Below are 26,839 nucleotides of genomic sequence, written 5' to 3'. Positions count from 1 at the left end.
ATTATTCCTTCACCTCCTCTTTCGGAAAGCTAAGAAGCATATTGCGGTAATATTCGTATTGTTTTTGACGCAACTCTATTTCACGAGGTAAACCCTCAGTAATTGAGGATGTCAAGGCATCGAATTTGTCGAGGATAGATACGATTCGGGCTTGTTCGGTAAGAGATGGGATGGGAAGTTTAAATTTTTCTAACTTATCTCCATGTACTCGAATAACCTTTGTTCCTGTTCTATTTTGCTTTTTATAATCAAAAAACATAGGGGTTTGCAGATAATAAGCTAAATACTTTGGGTTTTGATTGTGCTTAAAAACATAAGTCTCTCCGCTAACGCAAACCTCATCCTCACCCAGCCAAACTAGAGGCTTACAAACATCTTCAATATTTTCGCTTGTAGTCGCAATAATCAAATCGCCTTTCTGAGCTTTCCTCAACTTGGTTGCCAATGTTGGTGAAACAAAAGATTTTGTTTGATATGCAAAGTTTCCATAGTAAGTATAAATTTGACCGTAATGGATACAACTCACACCACTCTCTGCAAAATCACTTTTCTGCAATCCGTTGCCCCGTTCAAACTCCCCTATTTCCCCCAACGTCTTCCACTCAACTTCACCCTCTTCAAAAGTCAACAACTTATCACGGTAGTAGGTATATTGCTTTTTACGAGCTGTAAGCTCTGCTGTAAGCTCTGCTGTAAGCTCTGCTGTAAGCTCTGTAAAGGTGTCCAAAATACGAACAATTTCTTCTTGTACATTAAGGGGTGGGATGGGGATTTTGAGTTTCTTTAACTCGCTCATTGGTAAGCTCACAACAGGTGAACCAACAATTCTTCTACTATAATCGTTTACAATATCATGGGAATTAAGTAGATGAGAAAGATATTTTGAACTAATAATTTCTTGGATAGGTTTTATTACATATACCCCTTCCTTAATATTCCAATTTATAGGTTTTGTTTCTATAACAGCAGTACGTCCAACAGTTCCAGTCCCTGAAAATAAAACATCGCCACTTTCTAAATTAGAACGGTTATTTATTAATAATAAGGCTCTGTTATCTACCCTATCTGTTTTGTCAAGAAATACAACTTTTCCATTTTGTATTTCACGAACTGTCACATAAAACCCTTCTGAATCAGGTGCATTTAATTGAAAATTTTTACGAGGATTTAAACCCGTTTTTAATGACTTAATTACAGCCTCCAAAGGCTTCCACTCAACCTCAACCCCGTCAAGCAATTTCTCTATAAAGTTCGGCTTAATCATGATTCAATCCCCTCAATAATCTCATCAATTTCAGCACGAAGTTGGTCTATCTTTGCTACAGTCGTTTTTATTTCTGCATTCAGCTCATTTATATCAATGACTTCCCTTGTGTCTTTTGCTGCTATATAAGAACTTACAGAAAGGTTATACTCATTTTGAACGATTGCATCATAATCAACGGATTTTGCAACATGGTCAATATTTTCTTTGCTGTCGAACATTTTCATTATTTGCTCAATATGTTCATCTTTAAGTATGTTATTATTCGTTGCTTTTTTATAGAAATCTACTCCACTTGCATCAATAAATTGAGTTTTATTATCGGTTTTATGCTTAGAAAGAACCAAAATATTAACCGCTATTGAAGTCCCGTAAAAAAGGTTAGGTGCTAATGAAATGACCGTCTCAACAAAGTTATTATCAATCAGGTATTTTCTGATTTTTTGCTCTGCACCACCACGGTAAAAAATACCAGGAAAACAAACGATAGCAGCACGACCTTTACTTGAAAGGTAACTAAGCGTATGAAGTACAAAGGCAAAATCGGCTTTAGATTTTGGGGCTAATACGCCTGCGGGAGCAAATCTTTCATCATTAATAAGCGTAGGGTCATCACTACCAATCCAATTTACGGAATAAGGTGGATTAGATACAATAGCATCAAAAGGTTTTTCATCACCAAAGTGAGGGTCTAATAGCGTATTTCCTAAAGCAATATTAAACTTATCGTAATTTATGTTGTGTAGAAACATATTCATACGAGCAAGGTTATAAGTTGTATGGTTAATCTCCTGTCCATAAAAACCATCTTCGATAATATGAGCATCAAACTGTTTCTTTGCTTGTAATAGCAATGAACCTGAACCGGCTGCAGGATCATAAATTTTATTGATGGTTGTTTGCTTGTGTATTGCTAATTGGGCAATAAGCTTAGATACACACTGCGGTGTGAAGAATTCCCCTCCAGATTTTCCAGCATTGGCAGCATAATTAGAGATTAAAAACTCATAGGCATCACCAAAAAGGTCAATTTGACTATCTTCAAAACCACCAAAATTAAGCCCTTCAACTCCTTTAATCACAGCAGCTAAACGACTGTTTTTATCTTTTACAGTATTCCCTAGTCTATTGCTTGTCGTGTCAAAATCGGCAAATAATCCTTTAATATCTAGTTCAGAAGGATAACCATTTGCTGAACTTTCAATAGCAGAAAATATAGTAGCTAAATCTGTATTCAAACTTTCATTTGTGTTTGGCGTTTTTTGCAATATTTTCAAATAACTGACTAGGATATATGAAATAACCTTTTGTTTTGATTGCATCCTCTTTAATTTCTTCAGTTACAATACTATCGTCAAGTTCTGCATAATTGATGCTTTCGTCGCCACCTTCAATATAACTAGAAAAATTCTCACTAATAAAACGATAAAAAAGAGTTCCCAAAACATATTGCTTAAAATCCCATCCGTCTACAGATCCACGAACATCATTAGCTATTTTCCAGATTTGAGATTGTAATCCTGCACGTTGTACTGCACTTGACATTTGTATACCTCCGATTTTTACAATGAGCACTCTCATCATTCTACAATACTAATTTTGCTCTGTTTTTCTGCTTTTTTAGGCGCTGATCTTAATATTTTCTTCTTTTACATCTATTATCTCTTAGGTTCCCTAAGTTAGAAAAGAGAATTTCATTCGAATTTTTTATACCAAATTAAACGAGATGTCTTCGGCCGTTCGATTGTGGACCGCTAATGAGAGCCGTTGTGTACAGCTGCCATGGATTTGCGAAATGCTCCAAAAAACCTTGGACGCGGGATGCTACGTCCTACTGAAAACGGGGCAGAACGCTAGTAATTCGAGCCGTTTCACAGCATTTTGGAGTACAACCTGTTTCGCCGACGCGAGTATTCGTCATTGAATGACTAAATAAAGTTTTACAACCAAAGATGCATACACGGCAAATTAAAACGAATAGCCCCTTATGCTTTAGCGAGTGGTTCATGACTTTCCCTGAGAGCAAAGCATTTTAATGAAAAGCGTAAGTTAGAGCAAAACTGCCAACGCACGAGTTTAAGCGTAAAAGTCTTCAGTATTAAAGGCTAGCCGATTGTAATTTCTTTTTTATTCAGCGGAGTGAAAAACTCTTATAAAATTACCAGATATATGAAAATCTCTAATCTTGCTCATAAGTTCAATTTTTACTTATCAAAATACTAATCCAAGAAACAAGTAAGAATATAAAATCAGACGCGTCCCCAACTCAAACATTCACTTATTCCAAACCCCGCCATTCCAACAACGCCACGCACTCCACATGAACCGTATGCGGGAACATATCTACAGGCTGTACTTCCGCTGTACTGTACCCGCCATCCTCCAATATCCTTAAATCCCGCGCCAGTGTGCTTGGGTTACAGGATACATACACCACGCGTTCTGGGTTCATCTCCAGAATGGTGTCGAGCAGGCGTGGATCGCAGCCCTTGCGGGGTGGGTCGACGACGATAACGTCGGCGGTGATCCCTTGCTCTTTCCATGCAGGAATGACGTCCTCGGACGCGCCTACCTCAAATTTCACATTACGCATTTCGTTCAATAGCGCATTACTTCGTGCATCGTCGATGGCTTCTTTGACGATCTCCACCCCATACACCTGGTCTGCATGCTGAGCGAGGAACAAAGAGATCGTGCCGATGCCGCAATACGCATCAATAACCGTTTCTTTGCCCGTGAGACCGGCATATTCGACGGTTTTGCCATACAGCACTTCCGTTTGTACGGGATTCACCTGATAAAAGGATCGCGCGGAAATCGCAAACTGGACGTTTCCAATGTAATCGTAGATCACGTCACGTCCCCACAGTACACGAGTCTCGTCGCCAAAAATAACGTTCGTTCGCTTCGTGTTCACGTTCTGGCATATGCTTGCCACGTGTGGGATGTGCTCACGAATACTGCCGATCCACGCATCAGCGTGCGGAATATCTCGTCCATTCGTGACGAGCACCAGCATCATTTCACCCGTGCGAAAAGCAGTCTTTACAACGACATGGCGCAGCAGCCCACGTCCGGTTTCTTCATTATACGCGCTGATGCCCAGCATTCGGCCAATCTCTTTGACATGTGCGATAACTTCGTCGTTGCGCTCGTCCTGAATGAGACAGGTGTTCATATCCACGATGCGATGGCTGCCACGTGCGTAGAAACCACCGACAAGCCCGCCCTCGGTGACACCAATCGGCACTTGGGCTTTGTTGCGGTACCGCCAAGGCTCACTCATACCGAGTGTAGGATGCACGACTACGCCTTGTACACGCGACATGTGGTCTGCACTTCCATCCGCAGAGTCAGCCAAAACCTCTGCAATATGCTCACTGGACTCCGTAGCCACACTCAGCTTTCCAATACGCTCCAGCACATCCACCACATGTTGCCGCTTCCAGCCCAGCTGCGCTTCGTAGCTCATATGCTGGAGCTGACAACCGCCGCATTGAGCGTAGATGGCACACGGAGCTGCAATCCGGTCAGGGCTAGATTGCGCGATATCCAGAAGCTTGGCATAGCCATATTGCTTTTTTGTTTTCAGCACCTTGACCCTTACCTTTTCACCCGGTAACGCGCCCGGAACGAACAGCGTAAAACCCTCGACACGTCCTACACCCTCGCCATCATGGTTCATGCCGATGATGTCTATCACGGCCTCATCATTCTTTTGCACAGGCAGATCGCTACGCTCTGCATTAGACCTGCTACGATTGGAAGCTTCCTGATTCCGTCTATCGTTACTCCGTTCACCTTTGGAAAAATGACGAGATTTCCGTTCATCCCCCCGCATTTTTCGATCCGAATTATCCATATTTCCACTTTTGCTTTCGGTTCCAGCCCGAAGCATTCTATTCCCAGCTCCAACTCGTGACTGTTCCAGTTCTCTCTCTTTTTTCGCCTGTATGGTCTTGTGGTGCTGCTTTCCTTGAACTGGAGTTGCTGTTGCTGTATTCCGGCGGCTTTTTCCACGTCCGCTACGGTTATTCGTCATGATGGTCACTTCTTTCTGTTCTTCTTTTCATGCTTATCTTCATTCAGCCACATCATTCAAATCGTCATCTAGACGATGTTTAAACATCAACTCGAAAATGCCGTTACTCCCCACGGAGAACGGCAAGGACCGATATGTTCCCTACAAAAAACAACTACCCACTCTGCGTTCTGTATACCGAACTACTCAACCAACCGGAAATAAAATCATTTCCGATCCTCTTCCTACCGAAACACATTCAAATGATGCGGAAGATTTCGGAAGGTCGCTGGCAGTGTGCCTCCTAATTCGCCATCCAGATTAAGCTGGACATAGCCAGGTGAGGTCACTTCCATGTAATCGGTTCTGAAATAAACGATTTTTTTGTCCTGCAAGTGCTCTCCGCGCAGCGCAAGTGTAACCAAGCGGATCATTTCCGCCAAATTGCATTTGCGCACAGCGATGACATCGAGCAGTCCATCATCTATTGTCGCCCCAGGAGCAAGCTTTTCAAACCCGCCCACCGAATTTGTATTCGCGATCAGGAAAAGCATAAATTCGTCGTGGATCACTTCCTGACCCGTTGCCTTGATGATCAGCTCCTGTGGAGCAAGGCTGACCATTTTCTCCATACCTTTAAAATAATACGCCAATTGGCCAATCATCGTTTTGAGCTTGCTTGGAACTTCATACGTAAGCTCGGTTAAAGTTCCGCCGCCTGCGATGTTGATAAAGTAGCGGTCATTGGCTTTTCCGATATCCAGTGGCTTCGGATTTTGACGAATAACGAGGTCACAATAATCCTCCCAGTGCTTGGGAATGCCCAGTGCTCTGGCAAAATCATTCGTCGTTCCCAGAGGAAACACACCCAGAGGCGGGCGGTTTTTCCGTTCAGCCATCCCATTAATGACCTCATACAATGTACCATCGCCACCAGCGGCAATAATCATATCATAGCCACGTTCAACGGCCTCTGTTGCGGCACGCGTTGCGTCCCCTTCTCCTGTAGTTGCATGGCAAGAGGCCTCAATGCCACCTTCATCCAGGCGCTGCAAGACATCCGCAAGGCGACGTTTCATTTCCTCACGCCCAGAGGTCGGGTTATAGATTAATCTAGCTCTTTTCATTCCGTTACGCCACCCGTATATTTAATGATATTTATATTCACATCGCAGTTCATCACATTCAGTCTGTACAAAATATCATCATACTGGAAAAAGACCTCTTTTACAATAAAAGAAGCCAGTCACTATCCAAATAAGGGAATTTCAGGTTAGAAACACTATCACCGAATTCAGACCATCTTATCTATTGTCAGTCCTTGCTTGTTTCTGCATACTCTGTAACAGTTCACAAACTTGTCTGTCCATCCAGCTTGTAAGCAAAGGATGCGGCAATAAAGGATCTCCTGAGTAACGATAATCGAGTCCCTGTAAGCGTTTGGGAATCATATGACTTGTAAAATAACCCGAACTCAAAAACAGCGGTGCCACAATAACATCATGACCCCGCTCCTGATTCCAATACGCTGCCTTGTCATGCACACCCTCAGGATTTAGCAAAGCGTAATCCGTGATGATACCACTCACGTTTTGCACCGTACGGGCCAACGAGGAAATCCCTTGCTCCCAGCGCTGAAGAAAGCCGTTGTGCGCGCTCCCGTGTCCTACGAGTAAAATGACCTCTCTCGCAGGGTCAACCGACAACGGGCGAACCTTGTCCCACACCATGCGGGCAACATCTTCGCCATCATCCAATGGACTACCAAAATGCACACGTGCCTTCAATTGAAAAGGCTCCAAATCTGTTTCTTTGTCTGGCGCAGCTTTGACTCCCAGCGCATAGCTAATTTCATCTACATGCGTACTGCCTGACGACACAAACAAAGGAATAACCAGTAAATCTGTTACCCCCAAGGCTTCCAGACGGTCAATCCCATCTTGAATCAATCTTCCTTTAACCGTTTCCAAAAATGAAACCTCTACCGGCATTGCTTCCAGCAATTGAAGCTTTGCAACTGCCTGATCCACCTGTTCCACCCAATATGGCTCTCTAGAGCCATGGCTGATGACCAGTATCCCAGGGCTCTGCATTAGCGACCTAGACGTTCCAGAGTCATTTTATACCCGTCATTCCCATAGTTCAGGCAACGTTTCACACGTGAAATGGTGGCTGTACTGGCGCCTGTCTCAGCTTCAATCTGATTATATGTGCTGCCTTTGCCAAGCATACGGGCAACCTCCAGACGTTGGGAGAGGGATTGAATTTCATTAATTGTGCACAGATCATCAAAAAATACATAGCACTCTTCCAAATTTTTAAGAGTTAAAATAGCTTCGAACAATTGATCAATACTTTTATCATTAAGCTTTTTAAGCTGCATAGATTATCATCTCCCAAAGGTTACAATCTCTCCTCATTGTACTCGACAAATAGTTAGTTTTTCAAGCATTAACGGTTTCACGCATTACAGAACAACATTACATGACTACAGAAACTTCCTGTACGAATGCCCAAATCCGCTTTTATACCTCATTTCAGGACACGTGCCTAAACCCACTGTGCGTTTGTAACATACAGTAGAGTATCAATCTGCAAAGGAATGTGATCTCATGCCTGGACATTACTATCATCGGAGGGCGCAAACGCGTTCCATTTCCGATCCGTATAGTTCAACTCCTTACCCTGGACTCGATCCCTACAGCGAGGTTCCGCAAGTCGATTCCTCCGCCGTGGTGCCTTATGAGGCACCAGCGAGCATAACAGATGCCGCCGTGGTCACGCCAGACCCCGCCCCAGCCAAAGGAGGCCTGCTTGGCGGTCTTGGCAATCTTGGTAATCTCAACGATATTAAAGGTATTATTGACCGTATGGGCGGTATTGACGGGATTGTTGCTACGGTCGGCAAGGTACAAAAGATCATGTCTAGCGTGCAGCAATTTGCTCCGATGGCAAAACTGATTATGGGCTCGCTCCCAGCATTCAACAAAAACGCAAGCAAAAAAACGACAACACCAATTACTGAGGAACTGGATGAATATACCCCACCACGCCGACGTCGGAAAAAGACACAGCGCAAAAGTACCACAACCCCGCGCAGACGTCCGCGCAAACGCACAAGAAAGTAGGCTATTTTATTTAAACCAACCTCGGCGCATAAACCACACCACCATCGCAACACTCAATAAGAACATAAAGAACAATACGCCAAAATATCCATATTTCCAGCCCAACTCGGGCATATTCGAAAAATTCATACCATAAATTCCTGCAATCAGCGTCAAGGGCATAAAAACGGTCGTAATTACGGTTAGCGTCTTCATAATTGAATTCATGCGATTGGAATTAAGCGATATGTAACTGTCTCTCAGGTCGGCTGTCATCTCGCGGTCGGCCTCCAGCATGTCCGTCAGTTTCAATAAATGATCATAGATATCCGTAAAATAAGCCATATGATCCCCTTGACCCAGCACATGCTGCGAATTCAAAACTCGGTACATCAGATCACGCATCGGTACGATCGTACGGCGCAGCTTGAGCAACCTGCCACGCAGGTCAAACACCTGCTTCATTAATTCCTCTACCGACTCGTGTGCGCCCAAACCTTCCAGTTCGGCTAATTCATCCTCAATGATGAAAAGGCTTGGAAAATAGTTGTCTACCAGCTTGTCCATCACAGTATAAGCTGCAGCCAGCGGTCCGCGAGACCATATTTTACGTTCATTCGCATGCTCGACAATCCGCTCCCAAGCCTGATCCAGTTCCTCTAGTTCATGATGGTGATATGTAACCAAAAAACGGCTGCTAATAAACATATCTACCTCTTCCGCCTCTAATGTATCTACATCAAGCGCATGTACCACCAGAAACTGTACATTCTCGTAATAATCCAGCTTGGGACGTTGCAGAACATGCATACAATCCTCTACAGCCAGCGGGTGAAAATGAAAATAACTCGTCAGCAGCTCTGACTCTTGATCTGTAGGCTCGTTAAAGTCAGCCCAGATCCATATGTAATCTTCCATGACAATCTGCTCTAACGGTTGTCCCACCGTCACCTGATGATCGTGCCCTATAGTCAATGTACGTATCACCGTACGTCCCCCTCGCTTATACTGCCGTCTTATGTGTTATTTATATTTTATATAAGCCATTCCACATTATACAAATCTCAAGTTCTAGGTTTCATATGCTCTAATGAAGAAAAGGATATCTCCGGGCCAGCACGCTCCCGAAGATATCCTTAAAATAATTCATTCGTTACCCCTTAAATCTTTTTTCATTTCTTATACAGTTGTGGGATGCCCTGTTCCACCATTCAAATCGAATGATGCTTACTCGCTATATCCCCCTCGGCGCAGCAAGCAGAGCGCTGCGCCAATTCCCTCTGCCTATCCCCACCTATTTAAAAGTGGGGCAGGCTTTTGCCAAGAAAGGAGCAGATTCAGCGGGCAGTAGCGGAGCGGTACATTTGAATCTGGAGAAGCGAAGCGCTCGCCTTTGCCCCTGAATTCTAACCTTTTCATGTGTTACATAATCCAAAAAAAAATTCAGAGGCAACAGCGATCGGAAGATCAAATGGAACGCGGAGCGTCACACACATCTCTATCTGCGCTCAAAGTAAACCCTGCCCACTTACAATACTTTCTCTAAGAAACTAATGGTCCGCTCGTTTTTCGGATTACCAAATACCTCTTGCGGTGTTCCTTCTTCCACGATGTAACCACCGTCCATAAATACGACACGGTCGCTTACTTCACGCGCAAAGCCCATCTCATGCGTTACGATCATCATCGTCATGCCTTCGCGAGCCAGATCTTTCATTACGCCGAGCACTTCGCCCACCATTTCAGGATCAAGCGCCGAGGTTGGCTCGTCGAACAGCATAATGTCTGGGTTCATTGCAAGCGCACGTGCAATCGCCACACGCTGCTTCTGGCCGCCGGAAAGCTGTCCTGGCAATGCATCTGCCTTATCGGCCAAACCCACGCGATCCAGCAACTTCATAGCTGTCTCACGGGCCTCTGTCTTCGTCTGTTTACCCAGCTCAGTCGGCGCGAACATAATGTTCTTGAGCACCGTCATATGCGGGAACAGGTTGAAATGCTGAAACACCATACCTATATTTTCACGGACCTTGTTAATGTCCACGTTTTTGTCACCCAATTTGTAATCATCGACGATGACCTCACCAGCTGTAATTTCCTCCAGCATATTCATACAACGTAAAAACGTACTTTTCCCTGAACCCGAAGGTCCAATGACGCATACAACTTCGCCTTCCCGCACTTGCATGTCAATGCCTTTCAGCACCTGGTTACTGCCATAGCTTTTTTTCAGGTTTTTAACGATAATCTTACCCACGGCGAACTCTCCCTTCAAGACGGTTGGAAATTTTGGTCAGGACTGTAATGACGATAAGATACATCACCGCAACGACCAGCCAAATATCAAAGGATTGGAACGTCCGTGCAATAATGATCTTGCCCGATTGAGTCAATTCAACCAGACCGATAACCGACAGAATGGACGTATCCTTCAACGTAATAACCAACTGATTGATAAACGACGGGATCATGATTTTCACGGCTTGTGGCAAAATGATCTTCAGCATGGCTGTCCGATACGGCAAACCAAGCGAACGAGCGGCTTCCATTTGTCCCGGATCAATGGACTGAATACCCCCGCGGATAATTTCGGTCACATAAGCACCAGCGTTTAGGGATAACGTCAACACCGCCGCGACAAAAAGCGGCATTTTAAAATCGAGTGCCTGTGGGATACCGAAGTAAATAAAGAATGCAAGTACGATCAGTGGAATACCACGGAATACATCAACGAAAACAGTTGCAATACCGCGGAACACCTTGTTATGGCTCACTTTCATAAAGCCAAACACCAGTCCCAGCAAAAAGGCTACGAGCAAGGATACCAGGGTGTACAACAGCGTATTTCCCATCCCTTTAATCAACGCAGGCAGCGAAGCGGAAATGAGTTCCCAGCGGCTGCGTTCTACAGGAGCCACACCTTTGCCGGATTCTCCCAGGTATTTGGACATAATTTTGTCATATTCCCCGCTGTTGCGAAGATTCACAAGCCCTGCATTGAATTTTTCCAGCAGCTCCGCATTTTTGCCTTGGTTGACAGCGAAACCGTAAGAGCCACCTTTTTCCTTATCAGTCACCAGCTTAAGACCATTATTCTGAGTCACACCGTATGCCAGTACCGGATAATCATCAAAGCAGGCAACCGAATTACCTGTTTTAACTTCATCATACATTTGAGAAGAATCGTCGAACGGAACGGTAGTAAAGCCATATTCTGCCTTAATGGATTCCGCGAATGTGTAGCCTTGTGTTCCTGTTTTGACAGCGACACGCTGTCCTTTCAGGTCCTCATAGCGTTTAATCGTATCATTATCCTTACGGACCGCCATGACAACACCTGAGTCGAAATAGGGCTCAGAAAAATCAAATTTTTGCTTGCGTTCATCTGTAATACTCATCCCGGCAATGACACCATCCACTTGATTCGTTTCAAGGGCCTGCACTGCCGCGTTAAAGCCAAGTGGCTTAACGGTATACTCAAAATTCTGGTCCTTAGCAATAGCTGCCAGTAAATCCATATCAATTCCGACAAATTTACCATTTACATCTTCAAACTCAAAAGGCGCGAACGTTGTATCCGTGCCGATATCATACTTTGTTTTATTTTCTGCGTGGGCCACTACACCGAAATTACCGGCCAGGGCAACCACAGAAAACAAACAAATCATGAGTGCTATTAGTTTTCTTGGTTTTTGCATAAGATCCTCCAGTCAGTTGAACGGTTCAAAGTTTTCTGTTTATTCTACAGGAGTTATTAAAAATTGACTACTTTGATGTCAGGTATTTTTTAAAAAACATCTCATGGAACTATCTGGATGTGTAAACTTTGAAGATGCATTTTTGCCCGAGAATGCCAATAAGCCCCTGCCGCAAAAAGCGGACGGAAGCTTATTGTGTATCCTATATTGTATGTTCTTTTTCTAGAAACCATGAAGAAAACTAGAAAAGAATTTTGAATATCAAACCTGACAATAGCGCAGAAATTGGAATCGTTATTACCCAGGTTATTACAATACGACCAGCTAATGACCAGCGAACCGCACTAAAACGCTTCGCAGACCCTACACCCAGAATCGCCGAAGTAATTGCATGAGTGGTACTTACTGGCAAATGGAGCAAAGTAGCTGTGAATATAACGGAAGCCCCCGAAACATCGGCTGCAAATCCATTGATTGGGTCAATTTTAAAAATCTTAGTTCCCATCGTCTTGATGATCTTCCAGCCCCCAATAGACGTACCAAGCGCCATGGCTGTTGCAGCTGAAATTTTCACCCACATAGGTACTTCCAAATGGTCTTGATACCCTGCCGAGACGAGTGCGAACGTGATAATCCCCATCGCCTTCTGAGCATCATTCGTACCATGCGTAAACGACTGAATAGCTGCCGTAATTACCTGCATGGTGCGAAAACCCTTGTTCACCGTATGCGGACTGCGATAAGCAAAGATGTATTTCAAAATCATCATCACAATGTAACCGACAACAAAAGCAATCAACGGGGAGAAAATAAGACCCTCAACAATCCCGATGAAGCCGCTCCAATTTAATTTATCCTGTCCTGCACCTACATACACCGCTCCGGCCAACGCACCAATCAATGCATGGGAAGAGGATGAAGGAATACCGAACCACCAAGTCAAGAGATTCCAGATAATGGCGGCGATCAACGTCGCAATGACGATATCAATTCCGTTCGTAAGCTTGGTTGGATCAGCGACACTTCCACCAATGGTCTTGGCAACCCCGGTAAACAAGATCGCTCCGAGAAAGTTCATAACCGCAGCCATAATAATCGCACGTCGCGGCGTCAATGCACGGGTCGAGACCGAAGTAGCAATTGCGTTCGCCGTATCATGAAATCCATTAATAAAATCAAATGCCAGAGCAAGAAAAATAACAATACCTAGTACCAGTAAACTTGTATCCATGTAAAAGGACTCCCTTACGAGTTACGCATAATGATGGATTCCAGCATATTTGCAACATCCTCGCATGAATCCGTTGTCGTTTCAAGGCGTTCGTACAATTCTTTGCGTTTAATCAGCTCAATAGGATCAGTTACAGTTGCAAACAGGTTTTTGATGCAAATACGCAGTAATTCATCCCCCTGATTTTCCAAATCATTCAGGCGAATGGTGTATTCACGAATAGCCAGCAATTTTTTCTGTGAAAGCAAATGTACAGCCTTTTGAATTTCGTAAGCTGATTGACGCAAAATATCAGCGAACTGCACAATATACTCGTCCGGCTCTGTAATGTTGTACATATAAAAACGAGAGGCTGTCGCTTCAAGACCGTCCAGCACATCATCCATGGTCGTTGTCAGTTCCATGATGTCGTCGCGTTCGAGCGGCGTAATGAAGGTCTTGTTCAACTCAGTAATAATCGTGTGTGTGTAATCATCACACTTATTTTCATACTTCTTCATCTCATTGGTAAACAAAGTCACATCTTGAAGATTTGAAGTATGTTGGGCAAAATAATCGGCTGCTTGCACGATCGTATCTGCCATATTTTCCAACGTCTCGAAGAATATATCCTTTTTCTTCAATCTCATAACGATTACCCCTTTACGAAAATATCCGCAACCTGTTTCGACTGCAATAGACAACCTTTGCTATCTTATCACACTCATCAATGTTTTTGTAATGTTTGTAAAAGCAAATTTCTAGATATACGTATACAATGCCCGACATGGAAGGTCATTATCCGACAATTTTTCCCTAAAAAGGAGTATTACGTTTTCTAATTTGCTTCTATTGTTACATGTTCGGCTAGTGAAGTATCTGCAGGTACCACATGTATATAGGATGTACCTGGCGTTAACGGGATTTCAACCCCATTTTTCATAAACCGAATCGCATCGCCAGATATATGCTGCCATTCAGCACGTATTAGCTTTCCTTGTTGAAACACCATGGCTTCTCCGCTACCGTCCAGCTCAACACTTAGTCTACCTACATCATCCAACGTTCGATGCCTCGTGCTCATCACAATCACATTGGCCGCTGAGAGCTGTTGATTATTATTTTGATCTAGATGTGACTTTTCGTTCACAAAACGCTTATATCGTTGATCAGCTGGATCATAGGTATAAGATACGCGATAGCTTTTTAACAAAAATCGGATGTGCAAAGAGGCAACACTCTCGTCCACCATAACTGGAGTTTCGCCAGTTTTAAGATAACGATATACTGGAACCTCCGTCTGCTTGGCATACCCTTTGCTATCGCTTCCTTTACGCAGTCTGCTCACATCTGTGTATAAATTATGTGGAGGACGACGATCTTTGCTTCGCCAGAAGTAAGCCCCTCCATTTGAAATCTCGTCCAGATGCTCCTTCCGCTGCTGCTGTAAAATCGCATAGGCATCTGTACTTCCCCCTGCATGTATCGGCAACGCACCATAGGTTTCGCCCAGTTCAATCAAATACGGTCGGATGCTGCGGACCGGACCGATCTTCACATCACCACCATGACTTTGGAAAAAAGCTACCAAACGGGTAATTCCGCCTTCTGCAAGAACCTCATATACCATGTCTGCCTGGCTAAGCCCCGCCTGTGGACGCGCAGCCGGAGCATTGTTAATCATGACAGCCAGCGGCCGCTCTATAACAGACTGCTCCACCGGAAGCCCGGTAAGCGGAGCTGTAAATGCCGGAACAGATGGCTCCTTAGGCGGTTCAAGCACCTTTTTCTCTGTTACTTGCTGGGTCGGTTTGGGAACGGATTCAGATTCACCCGTATTGGACAAAGCAGAACAAGACATCATTGTCATGCATAACAGAGCTGAGGCCATCACACGCAGCCAATGATTTCGTTGAGACATGGGCCCGGACAAGTTCATCCCTCCACATAGTTATTTTTCTCATTATAAGCTTTATTTCCTGTTTTTGTCTTGATTGAGGCATTACCTCTCTATAGAATACTTATCTGAAGACATTAAAATTTAAAAAATATTTAGACTTTGTGATTTTTATCACAAATAACTGTAACTGAACCTAATACAATAAAGGTGTAGCAAAGATGATCATCCCAAACAAAATGAAATACAACCCATCATTATAGATTAAGAAAGAGGAGTGGTTTAAATGTTTAACAACTGGTTACGTGAGAACAAAGTAGCAATGTGGCTGCTGACTGTAGTACGGGTTTATCTAGGTTATGAATGGATGACCCACGGACTTGAGAAGCTGACTGGCGGATTCGATGCAGGTGGATTTATCTCGGGGGCCATTGCTAAAACAGGTGGAGATCATCCCGCTGTACAAGGCTGGTGGGGATCGTTCCTTGAAGCCTTTGCTCTGCCGAATGTCGGTTTGTTCAACGTCCTGATCCCATTGGGTGAGTTCTTGGTCGGGGTTGGCCTACTGCTTGGTACATTGACTACACTGGCTACTTTGATGGCTATGGTTATGAACTTCTCGTTCCTGTTCTCGGGTACAGTAAGCACCAATGCAATCTACCTGTTGGTTGAAATCTTCCTTATCGTTGCTGGTGCAAATGCCGGAAGAATCGGCTTTGACCGTTGGGTACTGCCCTTCCTGCGTGGACTGTTTGGTAAAAATAAAGATACTTATCAAACGGACCCCAATCGAAAAATAGCTTAACTATCCAAAAAACAACCGTTATCCTCTGGCTAATGGTTGTTTTTTTGTGCAGCTATGCTGCTTCTCTTTGATGTTTTTTGCAGCTATGCTCCTTCTCTTCGGTGTTTTTTGCAGCTATGCTGCTTCTCTTTGGTGTTTTTTGCAGCTATGCTCCTTCTCTTCGGTGTTTTTGTGCAGCTATGCTGCTTGTATGTGTGACCATGCTGCCCCTCCTCTATTTAAATGAACAAAGGAGTCCTCAAGTCCACTCTGACTTGGAGACTCCTTTTTCGGATTCATCTTCCCCCACAAACGTTTACAAGTTGGATACAACATGGAATGTTCACGATACATTTACCCTGTACACTACAGTTACATCAAAGAACGCAATGGAGGGTTATAACATGAAAAAAATCACCAAAGCCTACCTCATGCTCGCAGCAGTAACTTTCACAGTACAGACGATCGGATTGGGATCTACGACATCAGCCAAAGCAGCGACATCTACTACAATATCTCTAGCAGAAGGTGTGCAACATATTTCGAAAACCTTCGAGCAGCTACTACGCCAACCAGGCAAGTTACCTCAGGCATTCACTTATTTACAAAAGCATATCCAATCCATTCCGGCCTCTCAAGCTACCATCCTAGTGCTACACTTGGAAAATGCACAGAAACAGCAATTGGATTCATATGCACAGGCCTTATATCCGACCTCTATTCAAACTAAGATTAATCAAGTCTATAAACCTGGTGATTCGTTCACTAATGTAATCAGTCGGACAAGTGATACAAAGCTGAAAAAGCTACTCACTCAATCAAGAGATGCCGGCTACAAACTTGAAACCGCAGAAGGCATGTTTTACCCAGTCATCAATTATGAGAAATATAAAGTATTCGGAAATAACATTACAGCAGATATCCGCGACTATATTGACATCATGGCGACGGAATCTGGACAGCCGGCTACCAAGGATGCAGCATTACACATCGGTTATCAACAGTTAGCCGGAAGAGTGCTGGCGCAAGAGTCGTTTATAACCCAATATCCACATTCCAATCATACACAAGCAGTCAAATCATTACATGATCTCTATTTCTTCTATACTTTTTATGGTACGAACAATACACCATTATTCGATGATGACACCGGGAAGATTCGCCCCAATGCCAAAAAAGGGTATCAGCTCGTCATTCAACGCAACAGGGATTCGAAGAGTACCTACATTCAAAAGCTGAAGGCATTTATGACACTATTGGAGCAAAATGAAGATAAGCGAACTCCGCAAGTATCCGCCTGGCTAAAAAAGAACGTGCCTGCTAATTAATCACAGAAGAACACACCAAAAGAACTTCCAACCCCACACACCATGTGGTTTCGGAAGTTCTTTTTCTTACATTTACAGATTAGTTTCTTGACCAAAAGCCCAACAATTCAGGCTTAATGAGCCAAGGACATACGACTGAAAAAGCTTACGCGCGGAGCGATCATGATCGGCAGCTCCCATCACGTAAAACAAAGGTGAAAAATGCTCTATTCCATACGAAGGAACCGCCTGCTTGGCATACGGAGCCTTCTTGTCATATTGGAACAGATGACGCAAATTCCAGTCTTGAAGCTGCTGTGCGATCCAGTCATCATATTGAACGGCCCAATCGGCTGGCTCACTCGTCTGCTTGAGTGTCCGCAAGTTGTGGACCAAGCCTCCACTACCGAGGATCAAAATCCCTTGATCACGCAGTGGCGCCAGCATCCGTCCAATCTCGTATTGCTCCTGAGGATCGCGCCGTGAATCAATGGATAAGGGTACGACCGGTATGTCCACATCAGGATATATATGCCGCAAAACCACCCATGCTCCATGATCCAGTCCCCGGTTCCGAACCGGCTGGTGGAACAGGTTATGCTGACTGAACAGATGCCCTATCTCCTCATACAGCTTTGGATCGCCTGGTGCAGGGTAATCAAGAGTGTACATTTCTTCAGGAAAGCCGTAGAAATCGTGCAACGCTGCATGCTGATCATCCGCGCTGATACATTGATCGGGGCTATCCCAATGCGCGGAAAAAATGACAATTCCTTTGGGTCGGGGCAGGCTCGCGCCCAGCTTTGCAAGAAAACTGGTATATGCGTTATTTTCTACAGCCAGTGTCGGTGAACCATGCGCAACAAAAATTGAGGGTAATGTCATCGCTGCCAACCTCCACACGCCAGTATAGTGTTACTCTTTCATTTTACTCCGGCGGAGGCACAATTTCCAATACAAACCGTTACACCCTGAAATCAGATCATCCAGTGCTGCCAATCCCGTTGAATATTTTCTTGTTCATCCAGCCATTCCAGTGTGCGGTCAATCAGCTGTTGCCGCTCTTTACCTGATGAGAAAGTGTGATCTCCCTGAAAAATAATTTCCTTATCACAGCGTCCTTCCGGACGCATCCAGAACACCTTTTGAAACAGAAACGCATAATCCACAGGAATGATATCATCCGAGGTGCCATGAATAACGAGCACATCACCGTTAAATTTAACGGCTTCCTGGAACGGTTGGAATTGAGCTAATGACTCAAAATAAGCTGGTGTGAACTTATAGCCCAGGTAGTCTGCATGACCGGTTTTAACAGATTCGTCGTATACGCTTCGCTCCGTAATTTTGACAATGTCGTTGAACGGATAGCCGACAGCTGACCAAAGGACCAGGTTCTGTACTCTCTTGTCCCGAACAGCTGTGAGAAGGGCAACTGCGCCCCCCAAACTGTGACCGATCAGCGTCACCTTGGTCGGGTCAATGTCCGCGCAATTCACGGCGTAATCCAACACGGTGCGTGTCTGATTGATCATGGATTCGAGCCCCTGCTTGCCGTATTCACCAGTGCTTTCTCCACAACCGGCAAAATCAAAGCGCAGTACAAAATACCCCCCTTCAGCCAGTTCACGCGCAGTCTTGACAAATAATCGATCGACTCCGATTCGATTGCCCACAAAACCGTGGCAAATAACAACGAGTGGAACACGTCTTTGACGCTCTCCCTCATTTGTACGGTTTGGATAATGAATTGTAGCGGCCAGTTCCTCATTTTCAAAACGAATTCCAATTTGCCGTTCCATCCTGATTCCCCCTGTTTCAAGCTTCATTACAGCATTTCATCATTCAAGCTCATATAGTAACGTGGAATATCCATCCAGAATATTCATTCACTTTAATTCCGATAAGTTTAATAAGTTTTATAGTAAAATCAGTCTATCATCGCCCTGCTTCCTTGTCAACCTGTCAGTTCATACCGATATGGAAGTAAACAAATGGCGCTCCCCAATGCTTGCCGGAGAACGCCATACTACTCGCTTATTAGAGTGCAATCTCTACATTAAAGTAGACGACTTGCTATTCGTAGCTGTGCCTGAACATTTGGTGGGTTTCGACTCGTCCCTCCCACTCCAGTTTACAAGAGGCGCCGTTATTTTGATCCTCATGCCACAGGCTGCGGTAGCTCTGTTCACCCAGTTCACCTGCAAATTCTGTGTCCTCTGCCAATTCAGTATCGTCCAATATACGGTACGTTGGAGATGTCCCTTGAACGCTCCGGTGACTCACGTTTGCAAGCAAGGCTCCCCCACTGTTCCCGTTCGGAGCACCTGTCAGTCGTTTTTGGACCGAATAATCTGCCTGGTTCTCCAGTTCCATGATGCCACATCCTCTCAACGTTTTATATTCAGGTTGCTCCATGCGCTCACCCTGTATCCAGTTTGAGGAGAATGCGGCGGTAATATACATAATGGATAAGCCTTTTGCCATCCGGCGTTTCCTCACGTATACTGTCTTTGTTACAAAATGGCGATTCCATCAGTTTGGAATACGATCATAAAGCAGGAGGAAGCAATGAATAAAGCAAAAAATTATACGCTTATTGCATGGGTTGCCTTGTCCATGTTTTTCTTGACACAGGCGATTATCGGTTGGTTTATCACATTTACAGGCGGGGATATCAAACCTTTTGAAAAAATTAGCCTTTCCACCCTCATCATCATCGCCGCAGGTGCCATTCTGCTGGTTGAAGCACTGATGAATTTCATGGATCGTCCTGAAGAAGGCGAGGAGACACAACAACCAGACCATGCTCCCGTGAAGCCCCAAATGAATTTTAAATCCATCTTGATGTATGTAGTACTGGTTGTTGTCATTCTTGTCGCCGGACTTGCGCTGCGCAGTGTGCTGCCGGTATTCAAAATCTCACCATGGATGAATTTAGTGTTTGCGGCTATTGGCTTTATTGGACTCAAACCGATTTTTTTGCGTAAAAAACATTCATAACCTCGCAATTCTCACAGTGCTGGAGCTGCCTCATAACGGAATCGTAGCAGCTCCTTTTTATTTGCAATCAGCTATCTCACTTGAAGCTTGGGATCGTCAGAAAAACCGTATCCCCACCTGCAAGAAGATGCATGGGAAATACGGCTTGCTGTACTTTAGCATTTATTTGGAAAATAGTTGTTCTGCATTATCCAATGCAATTTTGTGCCCCATCGCGGAATAGTCCAGCCAAGGCTGTCCGTCCAGCATGTAGACATGACCTTGCTTCACAGCCTTAAGTCCTTGCCATACTGTATTCCCCTCCAGCTGCTTGTATACCTTTTGCGCATCCGTACCTTTACTAATAATAACCAGGATGGCATCGGCATTATAATCCGGCAAAACCTCTTGGGATACAACCTGGTAGGCCTTGTTGATCTTTTCCACACCTTTGGCTGGCTTCAAGCCTAAGTCCTGATACAATAACGGTCCTACTGGACGCTTCATCCCCATGACACGAACTTCTTTCGCTGTGACACGTACAGCCATGACAGTCCCGTCTCCGATTTTGGAATGAATGAGCTTTTTGACCCGTTCCCTCTGTGTATCATAATCTTTTAGAAAAGTGTCTGCCTGTGCTTCATGTTTAACCATAGCAGCTATTTTTTTCAATTGATCTTTCCATGTACCTTCATCCAAATCAAAAACCTCGGTTGGTGCAATTTTTTCAAACTTGGCCACATCAGTTCCCGAATATTTTTTGTCGAGGAAGATATGATCAGGTTGAAGCTCCAGTACCGCTTCCATATCAGGGTCTGTGACAACTCCCAGCTTACGAGTATTTTGAAGACGATCTTTTACATGGGGCAGAAAATCCTTCACATCTCCACCAATAACTGAACCTGCTGGAGTAATGCCCAATGCCAGAAGATTATTTGTCAAATGAATAGACATTGAGGCAATACGCGAATCCGCACTAATGGTGGTTTGGGCACTATCGTCCGCTTTCGTATCGCTAGCCTGTTTGTCTGCTGCTTGTCCACAAGCGGACAGCATGATCATGCATGCCACAAGAGACAGGGCTACCCATGAACGTTTAAGCCCTGAACCCTCAAATCTATTTTTTCTCATGAATATTCTCTCCTATACTATAGAAGCTCTATTTTATAATGTTAAATCGTCAAAACTTCTACTTCGTTGTTGTTCCGCACGCTGCATCATGTGCAGCTTTAGATTTCATATGTAACCTAATCCTATTGTCATTTGGTTCGGGACAACAAGAATAAAAAATACGGAGCTCCTACCACAGCAACCACTACACCTGCTGGAATCGCATTCGGCTGAAATACCGAACGACCAATCGTATCTGCTGTGACCAGAATAACGACCCCGACCAAAGCGGCTACTGGCAGCAAATGCTGATACATCGGTCCAACCAGACGGCGAGCCAGATGAGGCGCAATCAGCCCAATAAAACCGATGCCTCCGGCCATGGATACGCTGGCGCTCGATAGAGCCACTGCTGCGCCAAGCAATATCAAGCGCTGGCGCTTCACACTTGTACCAATTCCAGCTGCGGTCTCATCACCCAGCGACAGATTATTCAGGCTACGTGTCTGAGATAGAACATAGGGCAATACAATGACAATCCACGGTAGTAAAGCCACTGCATGTATCCAGTCCCGTCCCCATACGCTGCCAGCCAACCAACGTGCGGTAAATGCGTACGTATCCTCATCCAGCCGCAACGACCAATACAGCGTTATGGCGCTGAGCCCTGAGGCTACACCGATACCGGACAGAATTAATCGCACAGGCACGATTCCTCTGCTGCCACTATAGGACAACATAACAATCAGTACCGCCGCAACGACACCTCCTGCAAAGGTAAACAAGGGAATGAACAAGGCTACTGATCCTTCCAGATCGCGAAAAAAGCTAACATACATCACCAGACCCAACGCAGCCCCCGCATGAAGGCCCAGCACTCCCGGATCTGCGAGTGCGTTTCGCGATAAGCCCTGCATGACTGCCCCGGCTGCACCCAGTCCCGCTCCAGCCAGCACTGTTACAACAATCCGCGGCAGACGGTATTCAAACAGGACCATATGATCACGTCCGCTCCCGCCGCCAAACAGTGTATCCAGCACGCGTAGCGGTGGAATACGAATCGTTCCGGTATTCAAACCCAGCACAAGAACAGCAAAGCTGATTCCCACCAATACTAAGCAAACGAGCCAAGCCTTGGTCGTTCTCGTATCCCCTGTCCCTAGAGAGCGACTCACTATAATTCCCTCCTTTCCTTACGAGCGAGAAAGAGGAAAAAAGGTACTCCGATAAAAGACACCATAATTCCAATAGCTAGCTCCTCCGGTGGATTCGCCATTCTCGCTCCCAAATCAGCCAGCACTAGCAGCACGGCTCCCAATAATGCAGACAATGGTACGATCTGGCGATAATCCACACCGATCAGCTTGCGAGCAATATGTGGAACGACCAAGCCTACAAAGCCGATGGCCCCGGCAGCCGATACGGATAGCCCAGCCAGGACCACCACAGTCAGCAACCCCAACAGCCGGATACGCCTGAGATTTAGTCCCAGGTTCAATGCTACCTCATCGCCCATTGAAATCAATGAAATGGAGCGTGCGAGCCCCATAGACCAAGCGATCACAATAAGCAAAATCGGCGCAAGAATCTTAAGCTGCGACCATTTGATTCCGGCAACACCACCCGCATACCAGAAGGATAGATCCTGACTTAGATCAAAATAAATCGCAATTCCCGAAGTCATGGAACCTAACAAGGCTGCTGTCACAGCTCCAGACACCGTTAGTCTCATGGGTGTCAGTCCTCCCGGCGCGGATGCCCCCAGCCCGAATACCAGTAAGGTACTCATCAGTGCCCCCAGGAACGACAATATAATTAACGTCCCATAAGGTAGATCGGGGAAAAAAGCAAAACTCACTGCAACTACAAACATCGCTCCTGCGTTAATGCCCAACACACCTGTATCCCCCAACGGATTGCGTGTAATGCCTTGTATCAGGGAGCCTGCAACCGCCAGGGCAGCCCCAATGATAGCTGCACCGAGTACACGCGGCAATCGCAGCTCATGAATGATCCTGTGTGTCATCAGCGAACGATCATAGTGGAATACTGCCGACCACACCGTGCTTACGGTCAGGTCTTTGGCTCCAAAAGAAATGGCAGCGAATAGGGCCAAGGCCAACAATACAGTAGAAGCTGTAAACAACAACGCCTGCCGAATCCTACCCGCTCGGAGCACCGGACGGGCTACAGAGGCTACTTCAGGTGCGGTCCTCTCTGTCGAAGCTGTATGTTTGTCCATGCTGTCTTTAGACTGCATTCGGTGAGGTCACTCCCTCCATACCTGAAAGCCATCATGGCTCTCATTACGATAACGTCAATGATAATGATTATCAACTTGATACATAATAGCATGTTTCTATGACATTGCAAGCCAAAAACTGTTCCCCCATTAGGAGGAACAGTTTTTAGATATACCTATGTGAGATCGCTGTGAATGATTTCAAGTAATCCGCTATTTAATACGTAGGCCAGCCTGCGGAATCCCATTTCAAATCACTAATCAGCAGCTTTGGATTTCCGCCATCGGTGGCATCATAGGCATGACGCGCAATCACACTGTTGTTATAGACAGATTGTCCGCCCGGCCCCTTCCAGCGATCATTCCCCGCATCCAATATCGTTCCACCGCCGTCCATCATGCTTTTTCCGCTCTTGTCCACATACGGCCCGGTAATACTGGTGGAGCGACCATAAACGATTTTGTAATTACTATTTACGCCTTTGCAGCAGTTATCAATGGAAGCAAACAGATAATAATAGCCGTTGCGGTATGTAACATGCGGTGCTTCCAAACCTCCAGCCGTACGTCTAGCAATAGAATAAATCTGGCCCGTAGGCTTCATCGTATTTTTATCCAGTCGAGTCACTTTCAAGCCCGTATTCCATGAACCGAAGGAAAGCCACGGGTTTCCGGAAGCGTCAATGACCAGATTCGGGTCAATCGCATTATAATCGTCAGAATCCGTTGTACGCAGCACCAGTCCATCATCTCTCCAGCTTCCTGCGCCAATGCTCGTTGCTGAAGTCAAGCCAATGGCCGAAGTACGCGACCCAAAAGTAGAAATGGAATAGTACACCCACACACGTCCATTGTACTTTTGAGCATCCGGTGCCCACACATCATTTGGGGTTTGTTTAGGTACATACGATTTCCACCATGATGGCGGCGACAAGAATATTTGCGGCAATCTGTAAAAATTACGGCCGTCATCTGATCTTTGGACCTGTATTCCCTGTCCTGTGGAGAAAATATACCATGCATTGCCTTCCTTCGTGATGGACGGATCATGTACTGCCACATCGCCTGTTAACGCCCAATGCTCGGCCGATGTGGACGGCACCACGGACAGCAACAAAGCAGCCGAAGTTACGGCAGCAAACGCTGTTCGGGCGAATTTACCCTGTACTGATTTTTTCCATGCTTTCAACATTCTTTCGCACCTCCGAATAAGTATCTTATAATGAGGAATCTGGTGATACGTCTATTACGTTAGTGTTTTCACTTATGAAGTTACACATATATTAACCTATTAACTTCGGTTTTGTAAACGCTTTATTTCAAATAAAAAGAAATTCATAAACTACGCATAACTGTATGAAGAAAATATAGTTCTAGATTGGAATTGTTGATTCCGAATATTTGTTCAAGATAACGTTTTTACTCTTTACTTAACTCCTCGAATACCCTTGTAGATAGATTCGCACAGCTCCGTTGTAAACCTGCCTGACATTCCTTCAAGTGCTGTATTGGTGAACGCTACAACACTAAGCTCCTCACTCGGATCAACAAACCAGGAGTGACCATAGGTACCGCCCATCCGCCATGTTCCCGGCGATTCCGGTGTATTGGCATCCGCTGGGTCTTTAAGCAGCGTGAAACCAAGTCCAAAGCCTCTCCCCGGCCAATAGGGCATCACAAGGTTACCAATTTGATTGGTTGTCATTTCTGCGACAAGAGCCTGAGGCAGAATCGGATTTCCTCCCTGCCGCAAAGCTTCCAGCAGTTTAAGAAAGTCTCCTGCGCTGCCAATCATGCCGGCTCCTCCGGAAGGATAAGCTGTCTTATCGGTAAATCTGTTAGGCGAAAGGAGGAATCCTGCCGTCCCCTCCACGAAAGGAACGGTATCAAAATCCTGCAAGCGCCGGGGCTCTCCAGCGCTGTCTGCGTAAGCCGTGGTCAATCTGTCCGTATCCACGGCCTTGAAATCCGTGTCCATCATGGAAAGCGGATGAGTTACAAGCAACCGTACAGCTTCACTTAGCGGCATTCCTGTAACCTTTTCGATGACCGCTCCGAGCACGTCTGTTGCTATGGAATACCTCCACATTTTCCCCGGCTCATATAGAAGTGGGACAGAAGCGAGTCTTTGCAGATTCTCTTCAAGTGTAATTCCCGCCAGATCCATGCCGTCCGATACCCCGGCAAGCTCATAAGTTCCCTTTTCTTCCTGGAAGAAACGGTAGGTTAAGCCGGCGGTATGGGTCATCAGATGGTGAACGGTCATGGAGGCATATTTTCCGTTTGGCAGTTTGGGACGAAAGGCGGGCAACCATTTTTCCACCAGATCGTTTAACTGCAATCTCCCTTGCGAAATTAATACTAAGGCTGCCGTTGACACGATCGGCTTGGTTACCGAAGCATATCTAAACAAAGCATTCTCCTGCATCGGTCGTTTCTGCTCACGGTTGGCCCAACCAGCAGGTCTGTTGTAAACAAGGTTTCCGCCTAATGCAATTTGGACAACGGTACCCACAATCCTTTTTTCCTCAAGTGTGTGGTCAATTACCTCATTGACGCTTTTATGCAGCAATTCCAGATCTATTTTTCTCATGCTTCTCATCCTCTCCTGCTGTAATTTACTTGATTATTTATAGCAAGTGTGTTTATTATATAAATAATTTCTTCCGTCTTGCATAAAACAAACAAGTTAAATAAAGAAATTTTCGATGATTCTAAAGGTATTTGAAAGAAATAACTTTTAAAACAAAGGAGTCGATTTTTTTGGACGAAATCGATAAAAATATCCTGCTCCATTTGCAGAACCAAGCGAGATTATCAATGACAGATTTAGGAAAGCTGGTGGGACTGTCTCAGCCAGCCGTAACGGAACGTGTAAAACGCATGGAAGAAAAGGGGGTTATCGAGGAATACCGAACCGTCATTTCTTCGCAAAAAGTGGGTAAGCAATGCACAGCCTATATGCTTGTTCGGACCCGGAATTGCTATCCTTTCCTTGATTTTTGTCGTTCATCACCGGAGGTAACGGAATGTTACCGGATAAGCGGAGAGCATAATTATTTATTGAAGGTCCTTACGGAAACAACCCAGGAGCTGGAAGAGTTTGAAAACCGGTGCGATCAATACGGAACCTATACGACTCTGATCGTAATGTCTTCACCGATCGCTTATAAAAATTTCATTGGAGAAACGAATTTGCTTGCATAAGATGTAATTC

At 45.0% G+C, this 26,839-nt stretch carries 27 protein-coding genes; 6 read left to right on the top strand and 21 right to left on the bottom strand.

The window, feature by feature from the left end; all coding sequences use genetic code 11:
* Position 1 precedes the first annotated feature (1 nt).
* The 7 genes from C400_RS0105280 to C400_RS0105255 all read right to left on the bottom strand — a co-directional run bounded on the left by C400_RS0105280 (position 2) and on the right by C400_RS0105255 (position 7,668).
* A complete protein-coding gene (locus tag C400_RS0105280; protein ID WP_017426209.1) occupies positions 2–1,264 on the bottom strand; it encodes a restriction endonuclease subunit S in 1,263 nt (420 codons plus the stop codon).
* Positions 1,261–2,541, bottom strand: a complete 1,281-nt coding sequence (locus tag C400_RS0105275) for a type I restriction-modification system subunit M (protein WP_232795314.1) — start codon at positions 2,539–2,541, stop codon at positions 1,261–1,263. The genes C400_RS0105280 and C400_RS0105275 overlap by 4 nt, the downstream gene beginning before the upstream one ends.
* A complete protein-coding gene (locus C400_RS27405) occupies positions 2,507–2,809 on the bottom strand; it encodes a type I restriction-modification system subunit M N-terminal domain-containing protein (protein ID WP_232795313.1) in 303 nt (100 codons plus the stop codon). The genes C400_RS0105275 and C400_RS27405 overlap by 35 nt, the downstream gene beginning before the upstream one ends.
* 733 nt (positions 2,810–3,542) lie before the next feature.
* A complete protein-coding gene (gene rlmD, locus C400_RS0105270) occupies positions 3,543–5,306 on the bottom strand; it encodes a 23S rRNA (uracil(1939)-C(5))-methyltransferase RlmD (RefSeq protein ID WP_017426208.1) in 1,764 nt (587 codons plus the stop codon).
* Between the two features lie 224 nt (positions 5,307–5,530).
* Positions 5,531–6,412 (bottom strand): diacylglycerol kinase, encoded by an 882-nt coding sequence (locus C400_RS0105265; protein WP_017426207.1) that lies wholly within the window; start codon positions 6,410–6,412, stop codon positions 5,531–5,533.
* Between the two features lie 177 nt (positions 6,413–6,589).
* Complete coding sequence (locus C400_RS0105260) at positions 6,590–7,378, bottom strand: sirohydrochlorin chelatase (protein WP_026065368.1); 789 nt, start codon at positions 7,376–7,378, stop codon at positions 6,590–6,592.
* Complete coding sequence (locus tag C400_RS0105255) at positions 7,378–7,668, bottom strand: YerC/YecD family TrpR-related protein (RefSeq protein ID WP_007428885.1); 291 nt, start codon at positions 7,666–7,668, stop codon at positions 7,378–7,380. The genes C400_RS0105260 and C400_RS0105255 overlap by 1 nt, the downstream gene beginning before the upstream one ends.
* A gap of 229 nt (positions 7,669–7,897) precedes the next feature.
* Between C400_RS0105255 and C400_RS0105250 the strand changes: the two genes are divergently transcribed.
* On the top strand, positions 7,898–8,413 hold the full coding sequence (locus C400_RS0105250; protein WP_017426205.1) for a hypothetical protein: 516 nt from the start codon (positions 7,898–7,900) through the stop codon (positions 8,411–8,413).
* A 6-nt stretch (positions 8,414–8,419) separates the two neighbouring features.
* Here the strand turns inward: C400_RS0105250 and corA are convergent, their stop codons facing one another.
* Positions 8,420–9,379 (bottom strand): magnesium/cobalt transporter CorA, encoded by a 960-nt coding sequence (corA, locus tag C400_RS0105245; RefSeq protein WP_017426204.1) that lies wholly within the window; start codon positions 9,377–9,379, stop codon positions 8,420–8,422.
* Positions 9,380–9,612: 233 nt separating this feature from the next.
* Between corA and C400_RS27400 the strand changes: the two genes are divergently transcribed.
* Positions 9,613–9,795 carry a hypothetical protein gene (locus tag C400_RS27400; RefSeq protein WP_128574126.1) on the top strand — a complete coding sequence of 61 codons (183 nt, stop codon included), beginning with the start codon at positions 9,613–9,615 and terminating at the stop codon, positions 9,793–9,795.
* A gap of 125 nt (positions 9,796–9,920) precedes the next feature.
* Here C400_RS27400 and C400_RS0105240 read toward each other — a convergent pair whose 3' ends face one another.
* The 5 genes from C400_RS0105240 to C400_RS0105220 all read right to left on the bottom strand — a co-directional run bounded on the left by C400_RS0105240 (position 9,921) and on the right by C400_RS0105220 (position 15,233).
* The gene (locus tag C400_RS0105240; RefSeq protein WP_013369518.1) at positions 9,921–10,649 is read right to left on the bottom strand and encodes an amino acid ABC transporter ATP-binding protein; all 729 of its coding nucleotides are present in this window, start codon (positions 10,647–10,649) and stop codon (positions 9,921–9,923) included.
* Positions 10,642–12,090 carry an amino acid ABC transporter substrate-binding protein/permease gene (locus tag C400_RS0105235; protein ID WP_017426203.1) on the bottom strand — a complete coding sequence of 483 codons (1,449 nt, stop codon included), beginning with the start codon at positions 12,088–12,090 and terminating at the stop codon, positions 10,642–10,644. Before C400_RS0105235 ends, C400_RS0105240 begins: the two co-directional genes overlap by 8 nt.
* Positions 12,091–12,331: 241 nt before the next feature.
* Positions 12,332–13,321, bottom strand: coding sequence for an inorganic phosphate transporter (locus tag C400_RS0105230; RefSeq protein ID WP_016819805.1), 990 nt, complete (start codon positions 13,319–13,321; stop codon positions 12,332–12,334).
* A gap of 14 nt (positions 13,322–13,335) precedes the next feature.
* The gene (locus C400_RS0105225) at positions 13,336–13,950 is read right to left on the bottom strand and encodes a DUF47 domain-containing protein (protein WP_007428879.1); all 615 of its coding nucleotides are present in this window, start codon (positions 13,948–13,950) and stop codon (positions 13,336–13,338) included.
* A gap of 188 nt (positions 13,951–14,138) precedes the next feature.
* Positions 14,139–15,233, bottom strand: a complete 1,095-nt coding sequence (locus C400_RS0105220; protein ID WP_017426202.1) for a DUF3048 domain-containing protein — start codon at positions 15,231–15,233, stop codon at positions 14,139–14,141.
* A 250-nt stretch (positions 15,234–15,483) separates the two neighbouring features.
* Between C400_RS0105220 and C400_RS0105215 the strand changes: the two genes are divergently transcribed.
* Complete coding sequence (locus C400_RS0105215) at positions 15,484–16,002, top strand: DoxX family membrane protein (RefSeq protein ID WP_013369513.1); 519 nt, start codon at positions 15,484–15,486, stop codon at positions 16,000–16,002.
* 383 nt (positions 16,003–16,385) lie between these two features.
* Positions 16,386–17,309, top strand: coding sequence for a hypothetical protein (locus tag C400_RS0105210; RefSeq protein WP_017426201.1), 924 nt, complete (start codon positions 16,386–16,388; stop codon positions 17,307–17,309).
* Positions 17,310–17,381: 72 nt separating this feature from the next.
* On the opposite strand, the gene C400_RS0105205 is transcribed toward C400_RS0105210, so the two are convergent.
* The 3 genes from C400_RS0105205 to C400_RS0105195 all read right to left on the bottom strand — a co-directional run bounded on the left by C400_RS0105205 (position 17,382) and on the right by C400_RS0105195 (position 19,664).
* Positions 17,382–18,173: a dioxygenase family protein gene (locus C400_RS0105205; protein WP_017426200.1), complete on the bottom strand. Its 792-nt coding sequence runs from the start codon at positions 18,171–18,173 to the stop codon at positions 17,382–17,384.
* 92 nt (positions 18,174–18,265) lie between these two features.
* On the bottom strand, positions 18,266–19,090 hold the full coding sequence (locus C400_RS0105200) for an alpha/beta hydrolase (RefSeq protein ID WP_016819801.1): 825 nt from the start codon (positions 19,088–19,090) through the stop codon (positions 18,266–18,268).
* A 274-nt stretch (positions 19,091–19,364) separates the two neighbouring features.
* Complete coding sequence (locus tag C400_RS0105195) at positions 19,365–19,664, bottom strand: hypothetical protein (protein WP_025364061.1); 300 nt, start codon at positions 19,662–19,664, stop codon at positions 19,365–19,367.
* 195 nt (positions 19,665–19,859) lie between these two features.
* Here C400_RS0105195 and C400_RS0105190 point away from each other — a divergent pair, with 195 nt between their 5' ends.
* On the top strand, positions 19,860–20,291 hold the full coding sequence (locus C400_RS0105190; protein ID WP_017426198.1) for a hypothetical protein: 432 nt from the start codon (positions 19,860–19,862) through the stop codon (positions 20,289–20,291).
* 162 nt (positions 20,292–20,453) lie between these two features.
* Here the strand turns inward: C400_RS0105190 and C400_RS0105185 are convergent, their stop codons facing one another.
* The 5 genes from C400_RS0105185 to C400_RS0105165 all read right to left on the bottom strand — a co-directional run bounded on the left by C400_RS0105185 (position 20,454) and on the right by C400_RS0105165 (position 26,215).
* Positions 20,454–21,401, bottom strand: a complete 948-nt coding sequence (locus tag C400_RS0105185; RefSeq protein WP_017426197.1) for an ABC transporter substrate-binding protein — start codon at positions 21,399–21,401, stop codon at positions 20,454–20,456.
* Positions 21,402–21,529: 128 nt separating this feature from the next.
* Positions 21,530–22,555 (bottom strand): FecCD family ABC transporter permease, encoded by a 1,026-nt coding sequence (locus C400_RS0105180; protein WP_017426196.1) that lies wholly within the window; start codon positions 22,553–22,555, stop codon positions 21,530–21,532.
* Positions 22,555–23,622, bottom strand: a complete 1,068-nt coding sequence (locus tag C400_RS0105175) for a FecCD family ABC transporter permease (RefSeq protein WP_049885677.1) — start codon at positions 23,620–23,622, stop codon at positions 22,555–22,557. Before C400_RS0105175 ends, C400_RS0105180 begins: the two co-directional genes overlap by 1 nt.
* Before the next feature lie 217 nt (positions 23,623–23,839).
* A complete protein-coding gene (locus C400_RS0105170) occupies positions 23,840–24,814 on the bottom strand; it encodes a glycoside hydrolase family 43 protein (protein WP_017426194.1) in 975 nt (324 codons plus the stop codon).
* Positions 24,815–25,048: 234 nt separating this feature from the next.
* A complete protein-coding gene (locus tag C400_RS0105165) occupies positions 25,049–26,215 on the bottom strand; it encodes a serine hydrolase domain-containing protein (protein WP_017426193.1) in 1,167 nt (388 codons plus the stop codon).
* A gap of 170 nt (positions 26,216–26,385) precedes the next feature.
* On the opposite strand from C400_RS0105165, the gene C400_RS0105160 reads away from it, so the two are divergent.
* Positions 26,386–26,829 (top strand): Lrp/AsnC family transcriptional regulator, encoded by a 444-nt coding sequence (locus C400_RS0105160; protein ID WP_017426192.1) that lies wholly within the window; start codon positions 26,386–26,388, stop codon positions 26,827–26,829.
* Positions 26,830–26,839: the final 10 nt, after the last annotated feature.

Origin of the sequence: Paenibacillus sp. ICGEB2008 (assembly GCF_000307675.1) — a bacterium.
GTDB classification, from domain to species: Bacteria; Bacillota; Bacilli; order Paenibacillales; family Paenibacillaceae; genus Paenibacillus; species Paenibacillus polymyxa.
This window is presented reverse-complemented; position numbering and strand designations above follow the sequence as displayed.